An 11,778-nucleotide genomic window follows, 5' to 3' on the forward strand; every position below is an offset into this window, starting at 1 on the left:
CCGATACGCAGGGGACAACCTCGTGAACTCCATATCTGTCAGAGCTCTGCTCGTCCGCGGGATGCTGGCGGGCCTCGTCGCGGGCGCGCTCGCGCTCGTCGTCGCCTACTTCCTCGGCGAGTCCCAAGTGGACGCCGCCATCGCGCTGGAGGCGGCTCACCACCACGACCACGGCGGCGGCGAGGAACTCGTCAGCCGCACCATGCAGGCCACCGGAGGGCTCGCCACCGGCATCCTGGTGTTCGGCGTGGCGGTCGGCGGCATCGCCGCACTCGTCTTCTGTTACGCGCTCGGCCGCATCGGCGACTTCGGCCCCCGGGCCACAGCCGCCTTCGTCGCCGGTGCCGCACTGCTGACGGTGTACGTCGTGCCGTTCCTGAAGTACCCGGCCAACCCGCCGGCCGTCGGTGATCCCGGCACCATCGGACAGCGCACCGCCCTGTTCTTCCTGATGGTCGCGCTGAGCGTGCTGCTGGCCGTCGCCGCCGTCATCCTCGGCAAGCGGCTCGCACCCCGTCTGGGCAACTGGAACGCGTCGATCGCCGCGTTCGCCGGCTTCGTCCTCCTCATCGGCCTCGCCTATGCCTTCCTGCCCTCGTTCAACGAGGTCGGCAAGGACTTCCCGGCGACGCTGCTGTGGCAGTTCCGGCTGTCCACGCTCGCCATCCAGGCGACGCTGTGGACGGGCTTCGGTCTCGTCTTCGGATATCTCACCGAACGCCTGCTGGAGCCGAAGGCGGACAACTCGCGCGCGGGTACCGGAGCGGCGTCCCGGACGGCGGGGGCGGTGACCTGAACGGTGGCGGTGACCGGCCCACCGGTCCCGCGACGCCCTGACTGATCCCTACCGATCCGCTACTACGCAACCCGCCGGGGCGCTGTCCGGCGGGTTGCGCTGTTGTGGCGCGCTTGACGGTCCGGCAAGGGCGGTCCGGCGACCGCGGCGTCCGGCCTCCCGACTCCTCCCGACGCCCTTGCGGAGCCGCCCCACCGTCCGTCTACGCGCCCTCTGCGCCCTATGCGTCGTCCTTGTCGGTCCAGTCGACCAGGTAGTGATGCAGTTGATCGTCCACTCCGACGAGCCGCATCCCTGCCGCCGTCATGACGCGGTGCGATGCGATGTTGTCGAGGTTCGCGTCGGCCTTCACGGATGCGACGCCTTGCGAGCGGGCGAACTCCAGCAGGGCGCGAAGCGCCTCGGAGGCGTACCCCATTCCTCGGGCCTCGGGGGCCAGGCCGTAGCCGATGGTCACCTGGCCGTGCTCATCCGGTACGCCGTGAAATCCCATCCCGCCGATCACCTGACCGTTTTCACGCCGACTGATCTCGAAGGATCCGAACGGCCGGGGGTCCCCGACCGTCTCGCACGTGCTGAGGTAGCGCCGCGCGCCGGCCTTGTCGCCGTCGGAGGGGTACCCGGGGGACCACCGGGCGTTGGCCCCCGGTTCGCCCGCCACTATGTCCGCTACTTCTGCGGGGCTCATCAGGTGGAGCGTGAGGCGCTTTGTTTCAAGGTCATCCATGACAGGGGGAGTATCACGGCGTAGGTGCTGAGGGCATCCGAATATGCGGAGCGGGGGAGGGGTAGCGCTGCCACAGATGAGGCGTAGCGTCGCTACCATTTTGGTGTTAGCGTTGCTTCATCGGGTTGGCGTAGGCCGTCGGCCCCCTCCATCAGGGAGCAACGTCATGAGCGAGCAGAGCACCCCCGCCTGCCGTAGGGTCGCCGTCGTCACCGGCGGCTCGCGCGGCATCGGCCGCGAAAGTGCCGAACGGCTCGCGGCAGACGGCTTCGCCGTCGTCGTCAACTACGCGGGCAATCACACCGAGGCAGAGGCCGCAGTCGCCGCAATCGTCGCGGCGGGCGGCGAGGCCCTCGCGTACCAGGCCGACGTGGCCGACGAGGTCGCTGTCGCCGCCCTCTTCGATGAGGCCGAAGAAGCGTTCGGGGGAGTCGACGTGGTCGTCCACGCCGCGGGCGTGATGACGCTGGCCCCGCTGATCGATACGGACCTGGACGCCCTGGACCGTATGCACCGCACCAACATCCGCGGCACCTTCGTCGTCGATCAGCAGGCCGCCCGCCGCCTGCGCGAGGGCGGAGCGATCATCAACTTCTCCAGCTCCGTGCTGTCCCTGTCCCTCCCCGGCTACAGCGCCTACGCGGCGACGAAGGGCGCCGTCGAGGCCATGACGCTGATTCTGGCCCGCGAGCTGCGCGGCCGGGACATCACGGTCAACGCGGTCGCGCCGGGACCGACCGCGACCGCCCTGTTCCTGGACGGCAAGGACGAGGAGACCGTGGCACGGATGGCGGCCCAGGCGCCGCTGGAGCGCTTGGGCACGCCGCAGGACATCGCGGAAGTCATCTCCTTCCTCGCGGGTCCCGCCCGCTGGGTCAACGGCCAGGTCGTGCGCGCCAACGGCGGAATCGTCTGAGGCGATCCACCCCGTAATCCGCCCACCGGCAGGGAGGAACGGCATGAACAAGTTGGCCCAAGCCGGCCGTCTCGATGTGGTCGTTCACAACACGCGCCATACGGTCACCGGCCCCACCGAGGCGTGCACCCCCGAAGAACTCGCGGCCGTCTACGGCGCCCCCTGTGCCGGCGTCTGAACTGCGTAGGGCGCCGCTTGATAGCGTCCGTCCGATGAGTACACGAGCGCGCATTCTCGAGGTGGCGGCCGAGCTGGTCGCGGAGTCCCCGGACGGCGATGTCTCCACGCGTGCCGTGTGTGAGGCCGCGCAGGTGGGGGCCCCCGCCCTCTACAGGCACTTCGGGGACAAGGAAGGTCTGCTGTCGGCCGTTGTCGACCACGGTTTCGACGCGTATCTGGCGACCAAGCGGGAACGCGGCGAGTCCACCGACCCGGTGGAGGACCTCCGTCATGGCTGGGACAGCCATGTGGACTTCGCCCTGCGCAACCCGAATCTGTACCGGCTGATGAACTCGCCCGCGATGCGCACCCCGCCCGCCTCGGCGCTCGAATCGCACCGGATTCTCACCCGGGATCTGGAGCGGGCGGCGGAACGGGGCAGGCTGCTGGTCGCTCCCGAACTGGCGGCCCAGATGATCATGTCGGCCAATGTGGGCGTGGCGCTCATGCTGGTGGCGCGCCCGGCGACCTTCTCCGACCCCACGGCATCGCGGCGGGTCCGTGACGCTGTACACGCTGCCGTCCTGACGCCGGCCGCGGCCGATGGCGACTCGGTGGACACGACGGCCCCCTCCGCCGCGGTCCCTTCCACCGCGGCCACCTTGAGCGCCTTGCTGCGACAGTCCCACGGGGCGGGACTCAGTACGGCGGAGGCGGCCTTGATGACGGAATGGCTGGACCGTGTCTCCAACACGCAGGGCGCCCCGGAGCCGAAGCTCCGGGCCTGATCGGGAGAGTCCCGAGCGCCGCCATCGACGTCACAGGGGCCGGTCTCCGTTACGGCGCGTCCGGCCCGAAATCCCCGGTCAGCGCCGCCGCCATCCGCAGATGGGGCACGGCCTCCGCGTGCCGTCCCTGCCGCTCCAGGGTGCGGCCCAGCATCAGCTGCGCGTAGTCCTCCACGGGGTCGCGCTCCAGTACGGCGCGCAGCTCCGTCTCGGCCTTGCCGAGGCGCGCCGAGTGGTAGTAGGCGCGGGCCAGCAGCAGCCGCGGAGCGACCTGCTCCGGCACCTCCTCGACCAGCCCGCCCAGGATGCGGGCGGCGGTGAGGTACTCCTTCGCATCGAAGAACATCTGCGCCCGGTCCCAGCGGTCGGCGGCTGTACCGAACTCGTAGTAGATGTCGTTCACTGGTCCTCCTTGGCCGGGCCGTCGGCGGATCCGGTCTGCGGTCGCCGCGGTGATCCGTTCAGGTGCTTCAACGCAGCATAATGGTTGAACATTCCACTAATCTTTCGGCGTGGGACCGGCGCTACGGGTCCCCACGGGAATAGGTTGAGCGCCATGAGTAATCTCGATCGCCAGGCCACACCCTCCGTCTGCGGAGGGCGGGGCTTCGTCGTCGCCGAGCCGGTACGTGAACTACTTGCCCCGCGGCATGTCCAGTTGGGCGAATCCACCGAGGTCCGCAGACTGCTGCCGAATCTGGGCCGCCGGATGGTCGGCGCATGGGCCTTCGTGGATCATTACGGCCCCGACGACATCGCCGACGAGCCCGGGATGCAGGTGCCGCCGCACCCGCACATGGGTTTGCAGACGGTCAGCTGGCTGCACGACGGCGAGGTCCTGCACCGCGACAGCGTGGGCAGCCTCCGGACGATCCGCCCCCGCGAGCTGGGCCTGATGACCTCGGGCAAGGCGATCAGCCACTCCGAGGAGAGCCCGAAGCCGCACGCCAGATTCCTCCACGGCGCCCAGCTCTGGGTCGCCCTGCCCGACGCCCATCGGAACGTCGAGCCGCACTTCCAGCACCACGTCGGCCTCCCCACGGTCATCGCGCCCGGCCTCATCGCCACCGTGATCCTCGGAGAACTCGACGGCACGGCCTCGCCCGGCACCACGTACACCCCGATCGTCGGCGCCGACCTCGCCATGACGAGCGGCGCGGAAGCCCGCGTACCACTCGACCCCGACTTCGAGTACGCCGTCCTGTCGATGTCCGGAGAGGCGGAGGTCGACGGCGTCCCCGTACTGCCCGGCTCGATGCTCTACCTCGGCTGCGGCCGCACCGAACTACCCCTGCGCGCCCTCTCCGACGCCGGTCTCATGCTGCTCGGCGGTGAGCCGTTCGCAGAGGAGATCGTGATGTGGTGGAACTTCATCGGGCGGTCCCACGAGGATATCGCACAGGCGCGTGCGGACTGGGCGACCGGTGCTCGATTCGGGGAAGTGCATGGGTACGACGGAGGCCGGCTGTCGGCCCCTGAACTGCCCCCTGTGGCGCTTAAACCGAGGGGAAGGGTGCGCTGAGCTGCGTTGATGTGTTCCGGGTCAGGTGTGTCTCGAGTCGCGGCAACTCGGCCCCCTACTCAAAAGCGGAATCGGTCTCGCGCCTCTCTGGAAGCGTCCGCCGCGTGTGCCCGGGATTCCAAGGTGTGGTCGTGTGTGAGCAGCTTTAGTAGACCTGATGCTGACCCAATGCTGACTTTGCTGACGGGGCGTCAGGCCCTGTCGGACCGGATTTTGGCTGGTCTGCTGCCTGTGTTGAGCAGGCTGGGCCGTTGGAGTCGGGGCCCTTGCTGACTCGTGGCGGTGGAGCGGGCACGCGGGCGCTTGTACGCGGCCCGCCAGGCGCGGGGATTTCGCCTGAAGGTTGTCCCGTAACGGCGGGGCGCAAGTGAGATGATCTCTCAAGCCGTCAGTGTGCTCGCGACCACTGACAACGCCCGCGGCGGCCCAGTAACGCCCATCTGGACCTGCCCCGGGCGGGCGGCGACCACCGGCAGGTGCTGGCGGTGCTGAGATTCCCGGAAGGAAACGGCTGACCCCGGGCGCTCGCCGAAGGCCCGGCCGACGCCGGGGCGGCGAAAAGGTTGGTGTGCGGGGCCGACGGAACCGGGTAACGTCTTTGTCATGTTCTTCCAGACGCCGATTTACGAGTGAGAGCGTGATGGGCCCCTGCTGACGTCCTTCGACGTCGCCGCCCGTCCCCCACCGATGAATCCGTAGATCACTTCACATCATTACCGGGAGAACCCATGACCGTGAGCAAGAACATCAACAACCCCGTGGGCATGGGCGGCGGCCAGCGCAAGAAGCTGTCCCGCGCCGAACGGCAGAACAACGGTCCGCACCGCAACCTCGACCGCCAGGGTGCAGCCGACCAGAAGGCGGAGCTGGTGCGCAAGATGCGCGAGAAGGCAGGCGCAGGTGAGGGCGCCGGGCAGGCGGGCGACGACACCGCACAGAGCTGACGCACCGCCGCCGCAGGGCGGCACCGCACGGGGCAGGGCCCGGACCGCGACGCGCGGTCCGGGCCCTGCTGCCGTATCGGGGCCCTGCTGCCGTACCGGGCGTGGCCGGTCCCGCTCAGCTCTCGGCCGACCACCCGCGTCTCAGCTGACCACCCGGGGCAGCCGCAGATTCGGCAGCCCCGTCACCGCCACCACCCCGAGCTGCACCAGCAGCTCAGCGCGTTCCCCGTGCCCAGCCCGGGCGACACCGCAGCTAAGGCCTGCCCCGCATCGTTGAGGCGGGCGGCTGAGGGAGCGAGGGCTCGCCGCCTATCCTCGTGTCATGCAGCTGCCTCGGGATCCGTCGAACGTCCCGCATGTCCTTGTGGCAGCCTTTCCGGCACGTCTTGCCGATGCCGTGCAGAGCGTCTTGGCGGTCATGCCGGATGCCAGGCTCGCGCCGGCGGAGTCATTCGAGGTTGTTGAGGTGCAGGGCGAGACCGTCGCCATCCCCTACCGGATCTACAACGAGGAGCCGGAGACCGGCGGCTCGGAGCGGCCACTGACCGAAACCCAGCAGGTGATCTTGCATTGCCTGTACTCACGGCACAGTGATGGCAGGGTCCGCCAGTGCCACCTCGAAAAGATCACGGCGTCGAGCGAGCCATGGGTGGTCCCATTTGTGGTGCAGTTGGCCGGCGGGTACGTGCTGGAGATCCTTGACGCGATCGGCCTGGGTGTTCCCGGCCTCGCTGCCCCGGGGTCGGCTGACCGCAGGCTCTATGGCGAGTTCATCGAACGCAATCCAGACTTCTTCGCATGCACGGAGCGACGCGTGGTGAGCTACTGGTCGTGCTACTACCGTCGGAAATACGAAGTGTTCGGGACGTATCCGGGGTCCGCGCTGATGGAGGCGTTCCGGGGCCCACGACTGTCACTACCGCGCCTGATCACCGACGTGGTGTGCGCGGTCGCCGCGCTGCGTATCATGCCCGGCGTGGACCCGCGGCGCGTTGCGGCCACCGGCGACAGTCAGGGAGGCGGGGTGGTGCTCGCCGTCGCCGGACTCGTCCCCGACCTCGTGGCCGTCCGTTGCCACGGCGCCGTTGCTGTGCGGCATCCGGCACGCTCTCGACCTGACCGACGCCGGGCCGTACGGGGAGATCGCCGGATACCTCGCTGTGCACCGCGGTGCCGGGAGTGCCGCCTACCGCACGCTTTCCTGCGTCGAGGGCGTACCCTTCGCGCGGCGTGCCGGTGCCCCCGCCCATTTCGGCGTCGGCCTGCGCGAGACGGTCTGTCCGCCCAGCGGCGCCTACGCGGCTTACAACCGCTACGGCGAGCTCGCGGGGGACGGACCCCCGCGCGAAATCCACGCCTGCCTGTCAACCGGCACGAGGGTGGCGACGCCCTGCACGCGAGCCGTCAACTCTCCTGGCTGCGCAGCGTCCTGGGGGACTATGACTCGACACGGCACTGCGTACAGCCGGTGACCGTACGGATGTCCGACTTGACCGACAGCCGGTCGATGGCATGTCCTACGGTTTTCCGGAAGGGGTCCGGAGAGTTTTCGGATGAACATGTCGACGGAGGTGGAATACGTGGCCCGGGAAGGCATCCAGCACAAGGCAACCACGCAGAGCCCGGTCGGGCCGGCCAAGGTGACGATCACCGAGATCGCGCGGGAGGCCGGCGTGTCCGTGCCGACCGTCTCGCGGGTCGTCAACGGGCGCTCCGATGTCTCGCCCGCCACCCGGGCCCGTGTCGAGGACCTGCTGCACCGTCACGGCTACCAGCGCCGACCGACCGCTCCCGGGGCCCGGGCGGCCCTGCTCGACCTGGTCTTCAACGATCTCGACAGCCCTTGGGCCGTGGAGATCATTCGTGGTGTCGAGGAGGTCGCGCACGAGGCGAGTGTGGGCACGGTGGTCTCCGCGATTCACGACCGGGCGGGAGCCGCGCGGCAGTGGATGACCAATCTGCGCGCCCGTGCGTCGGACGGCGTGATCCTGGTGACGTCGGTGCTCGAACCCGGTCTCCACGACGAACTGCGGCGCCTGGGCGTGCCGTTGGTGGTGGTCGACCCGGCCGGATCGCCGGCGACCGAGGCCCCCACTGTCGGCGCCACCAACTGGGCGGGCGGGATGGCGGCGACCGAGCATCTGCTGCACCTCGGGCACCGCCGGATCGGGTTCATCGAGGGCCCGCCGCGGCTGCTGTGCTCCCGGGCCCGGCTCGACGGCTATCGGGCCGCGCTGGATGTGGCGGGCGTGGCCGTCGATGACGCGCTCGTGGTACCCGGCGACTTCTACCACGCGTCCGGATTCACCGGCGCGGGGCGGTTGTTGGAGCTGTCCGAACCGCCGACCGCGATCTTCGCCGCGAGCGATCAGATGGCGCTCGGCGCGATCGAGGCGCTGCGGCGGCGCGGCCTTCGGGTGCCGGAGGACATGAGCGTCGTAGGCTTCGACGATCTGCCGGAGGTGCGCTGGTCGGCGCCACCGCTGACCACCATCCGTCAACCTCTGTCCGACATGGGCAAGTTGGCGGCGCGGATGCTCCTCGACCTCGCACGGGACGTCGAGCCGGCCTCTCCGCGGGTGGAACTCGCCACCGAGCTGGTGGTCCGCGCGAGCACCGCACCGCCGCGCCGCGCATAACGGAACAGCGCGCTCCGGGGGTGTCAACGCCCTTTTTTGTCAGGGCCGTTGACACCCCCGACGCATGCCCGTAACTTCCATGGCCGCCCCCGATAATTCTCGGCAGTCTTCCGGAAGGTGCACCATGCCAGCCTTCGACCGAGCCGTAGCGTCCGCGTCCGGCGCCGCGTCCTTCGCCTTCTCCCGTCGCCGGTTTCTGGGGACAGCGTCGGCGGTGGGACTGGGCGCGGCCGGCCTCTCCGCTTGCTCGGACTCCGGGTCCGCGACCACCGACAGCAAGGGTCGGACCGTTCTGGAGTGGTGGAACATCCAGACCACGGAGCCGTCGAAGTCCGTCTGGCCCGAGCGGGCCAAGGCGTTCGAGGCCGCGCACCCCGACGTGCACATCAAGCTCGTCACGATGGAGAATGACGCCTACAAGTCGAAGATGACAGCGCTGACCAGTTCCGGAAAGCTGCCGGACATCTACCACACGTGGGGCGGCGGCGTTCTCAAGCAGCAGATCGACGCGGGCCTCGTGGAGGACCTCACGTCGTCCGTCAGCTCCTTGACCGACACCCTCGTGCCGGCGTCGGTCAAGGCGTATCAGTTCGACGGGCAGACGTACGCCGTGCCCTTCGACATCGGCACGGTGGGCTTTTGGTACAACAAGACGCTGTTTGCCAAGGCGGGCATCAGCGCTCCGCCGGCCACCTGGGCGGATTACCTCGACACGGTCAAGAAGCTGAAGAGCGCCGGGATCACCCCCATCGCCTTCGCGGGCAAGGAGAAGTGGCCCGGCATGTACTACTGGGCGTACCTGGCCATGCGGATCACCGGGGTCGACGGCATGCAGAAGGCTGCTGACGCCAAGGATTTCACCGGTGACGACTTCGTCAAGGCGGGCGAGCACCTCAAGGAGCTCGTCGCGCTCCAGCCGTTCCAGAAGGGCTTCCTCGGTGCCGCGTACTCCACGCCCACCGGCGAGGCGGCCGCCATGGGTAACGGCAAGGCGGCGATGGAGCTGATGGGCCAGTGGGCGCCCGTCGTGCAGGCCGACGCGGGCAAGGGCATCGGCAAGGACCTCGGGTTCTTCCCGTTCCCCGCGGTCGTCGGCGGCAAGGGCGCGGTCACTGATGTCTTCGGCGGAGGCGGCGGCTACGCGGTGCGCAAGGGCGCGCCGAAGGCGGCCGTGGACTTCCTGAAGTTCTTCATGACGGCCGAGTCCGACCGCATCCTCGTGTCGAAGAGCTCGATGATGCCCGTCGTCAAGGAAGCCACGAGCGCCCTGACCGACCGCAGCCTCAAGCTCGTTTCCGACGTCCTCGGCAAGGCGACCGGCTTCCAGCTCTACCTCGACCAGGCGTACCCGCCCGCCGTCGGCCAGGAGGTCAACGACTCGGTGGCCGCCCTGATCGCCGGGTCCAAGTCACCCGAGCAGGTGGCCCGTTCGGTCACCCAGGTAGCGAAGAGCCAGTAACCGACATGACCTCCACTTACGTGAAGGACCCCACGCCCGCCACCGCTCCACCGAAGCAACCGGACACGAGAGCACGCCGGCCGTTGGCCCGGCGGGTCGTCGACTGGCTTACCGCCTTCTGCTTCACCCTGCCCGCCCTGCTCCTGTTCGGCGCGCTCGTGCTCGCCCCGATCGCGTACGCGCTGTACGTCAGCCTCTTCAACTGGGGTGGATTCGGGGCCCCTTCGGACTACGTCGGCCTCGACAACTACAGCCAGCTCATCCACGACCCGGTCTTCCTCGGCGACCTGTGGCGCGGCCTGCTGCTCGTGCTGTTCTCGGTGTGCGTGCAGCTGCCGTTCGCGCTTGGCATGGCCGTGCTGCTCAACCAGAAACTGCGCGGGCGTGCCCTCTACCGGATGCTGTTCTTCGCCCCTTATGTCCTGTCCGAGGTCATCACCGGCGTCCTGTTCTCCATGATCTTCGCGCCGGACGACGGGCTCGCCGACAAGGTGCTCGGCGCGGTCGGCCTCGACGGCCTCGGCGGACTGTGGTTCGCCGACCAGGACCATGTGCTGCCGACCCTGTTCCTCGTAATGACATGGAAATACTTCGGCTTCCACATGATGCTCTACCTGGCCGGACTGCAAGGCATACCCGCCGAACTGCACGAGGCGGCCCGGATCGACGGCGCAGGCCCCTGGCAGCGTTTCCGTCACATCACCCTGCCGCTGCTCGGGCCGACGGTCCGCATCAGCGTCTTCCTCTCCGTGATCGGTGCCATTCAGCTCTTCGACCTGGTATGGGTGGTCACGCAGGGCGGCCCGGACCACCACTCCGAGACCATGGCCGTGACCATGTTCCAGTTCGGCTTCAAGCGCTACCAGATGGGCTACGCCAGCGCGATCAGCATCGCCATGTTCCTCATCAGCCTCGTCTTCGCCCTCATCTACCAGCGTGCCGTGCTGCGCCGCGACACCGAAGGAGCCCTCACCACCATGCGAGCCTCCCGATGAGCGCGGGCGCGCGCAGAAGGCTGCGCTCCGTGCCGTTGTACGTGATCGTGTGGCTGGTCGGCGTCGCCATGGTCACGCCGCTGCTGTACGCGTTCGTGTCCGGGTTCAAGTCCACCGACGAGCTCTCCCGCAACAAGTTCGGCCTGCCCTCGCCGTGGGTGACGTCCAACTACACCGACGTACTCGCCTCCGGCTCGTTCTGGCGCATGCTGGGTTCCTCCACACTGATCGCCGTCGGCACGACCGTGCTGACGGTGGGCGCCGCGGCCCTCGCCGCCTTCGCGCTCGCCCGATTCGCCTTCCGGGGCCGGGAGTTGCTCTTCACGCTCTTCACCGTGGGGCTGATGTTCCCGTTCGCCGTGGCGATCCTGCCGCTGTTCGTTCTGCTGCGCACCTTCGGGCTGCTCGACAACCCCTGGGGCGTCATCCTGCCGCAGGCCGCGTTCGGCCTGCCCATGACCATCGTCATCCTGCGCGGCTTCTTCCGGGAGATACCCGGCGATCTCGAGGAGGCCGCGACCCTCGACGGCTGCTCGGCGTTCGGCTTCTTCTGGCGGATCCTGCTGCCCATGGCGCGGCCCGCGCTCGGCACCGTGTCGATCCTCGCCATCGTCGGCAGCTGGAACAACTTCCTGCTCCCGCTGCTGGTGTTCAGCGACCAGGCCTGGTGGACGATCCCCATCGGCGTCCAGCAGTTCCAGGGCCAGTACGCCGCCGACATCGCCCGCGTCTTCGCCTATCTCGTCCTTGCCATGGTGCCCGCCCTCGCCTTCTACGCCGTCGCCGAACGGCAGTTGATCGGCGGAATCACGATGGGTGCCACCAAGGGCTGA

Annotated in this window: 13 protein-coding genes; 11 read left to right on the plus strand and 2 right to left on the minus strand. The window is 68.8% G+C overall.

Going from position 1 to position 11,778, the window contains the following annotated elements; all coding sequences use genetic code 11:
• Positions 1-22 precede the first annotated feature (22 nt).
• A complete protein-coding gene (locus tag ACFT7S_RS27145) occupies positions 23-796 on the plus strand; it encodes a CbtA family protein (protein ID WP_382736215.1) in 774 nt (257 codons plus the stop codon).
• Between the two features lie 220 nt (positions 797-1,016).
• Here ACFT7S_RS27145 and ACFT7S_RS27150 read toward each other — a convergent pair whose 3' ends face one another.
• Entirely contained in the window at positions 1,017-1,523 is a 507-nt protein-coding gene (locus tag ACFT7S_RS27150; RefSeq protein ID WP_382736217.1) for a GNAT family N-acetyltransferase, read from the minus strand.
• 166 nt (positions 1,524-1,689) lie between these two features.
• On the opposite strand from ACFT7S_RS27150, the gene ACFT7S_RS27155 reads away from it, so the two are divergent.
• The 3 genes from ACFT7S_RS27155 to ACFT7S_RS27165 are packed head-to-tail and all read left to right on the plus strand — an operon-like array spanning position 1,690 to position 3,386.
• Entirely contained in the window at positions 1,690-2,439 is a 750-nt protein-coding gene (locus ACFT7S_RS27155; RefSeq protein WP_382736219.1) for an SDR family oxidoreductase, read from the plus strand.
• A 43-nt stretch (positions 2,440-2,482) separates the two neighbouring features.
• Positions 2,483-2,617, plus strand: a complete 135-nt coding sequence (locus tag ACFT7S_RS27160; protein ID WP_382736221.1) for a hypothetical protein — start codon at positions 2,483-2,485, stop codon at positions 2,615-2,617.
• Between the two features lie 34 nt (positions 2,618-2,651).
• Entirely contained in the window at positions 2,652-3,386 is a 735-nt protein-coding gene (locus ACFT7S_RS27165; protein WP_382736223.1) for a TetR/AcrR family transcriptional regulator, read from the plus strand.
• Between the two features lie 49 nt (positions 3,387-3,435).
• Here the strand turns inward: ACFT7S_RS27165 and ACFT7S_RS27170 are convergent, their stop codons facing one another.
• Positions 3,436-3,789, minus strand: a complete 354-nt coding sequence (locus ACFT7S_RS27170) for a tetratricopeptide repeat protein (protein ID WP_382736225.1) — start codon at positions 3,787-3,789, stop codon at positions 3,436-3,438.
• Positions 3,790-3,942: 153 nt separating this feature from the next.
• Here ACFT7S_RS27170 and ACFT7S_RS27175 point away from each other — a divergent pair, with 153 nt between their 5' ends.
• The 7 genes from ACFT7S_RS27175 (at position 3,943) to ACFT7S_RS27205 (ending at position 11,778) form a co-directional block, all read left to right on the plus strand.
• Positions 3,943-4,908 carry a pirin family protein gene (locus ACFT7S_RS27175; protein WP_382736227.1) on the plus strand — a complete coding sequence of 322 codons (966 nt, stop codon included), beginning with the start codon at positions 3,943-3,945 and terminating at the stop codon, positions 4,906-4,908.
• 728 nt (positions 4,909-5,636) lie between these two features.
• Positions 5,637-5,852: a DUF6243 family protein gene (locus tag ACFT7S_RS27180; RefSeq protein WP_382736229.1), complete on the plus strand. Its 216-nt coding sequence runs from the start codon at positions 5,637-5,639 to the stop codon at positions 5,850-5,852.
• Positions 5,853-6,937: 1,085 nt separating this feature from the next.
• Entirely contained in the window at positions 6,938-7,324 is a 387-nt protein-coding gene (locus ACFT7S_RS27185) for an acetylxylan esterase (RefSeq protein WP_382736230.1), read from the plus strand.
• An 81-nt stretch (positions 7,325-7,405) separates the two neighbouring features.
• Entirely contained in the window at positions 7,406-8,491 is a 1,086-nt protein-coding gene (locus ACFT7S_RS27190; RefSeq protein ID WP_382736232.1) for a LacI family DNA-binding transcriptional regulator, read from the plus strand.
• Between the two features lie 124 nt (positions 8,492-8,615).
• Positions 8,616-9,950, plus strand: a complete 1,335-nt coding sequence (locus tag ACFT7S_RS27195; RefSeq protein ID WP_382736234.1) for an extracellular solute-binding protein — start codon at positions 8,616-8,618, stop codon at positions 9,948-9,950.
• Positions 9,951-9,955: 5 nt separating this feature from the next.
• Positions 9,956-10,945 (plus strand): carbohydrate ABC transporter permease, encoded by a 990-nt coding sequence (locus tag ACFT7S_RS27200; RefSeq protein WP_382736236.1) that lies wholly within the window; start codon positions 9,956-9,958, stop codon positions 10,943-10,945.
• A complete protein-coding gene (locus tag ACFT7S_RS27205; RefSeq protein WP_382736238.1) occupies positions 10,942-11,778 on the plus strand; it encodes a carbohydrate ABC transporter permease in 837 nt (278 codons plus the stop codon). The genes ACFT7S_RS27200 and ACFT7S_RS27205 overlap by 4 nt, the downstream gene beginning before the upstream one ends.

The sequence above is a fragment of the Streptomyces sp. NPDC057136 genome (assembly GCF_042670885.1).
GTDB lineage: Bacteria > Actinomycetota > Actinomycetes > Streptomycetales > Streptomycetaceae > Streptomyces.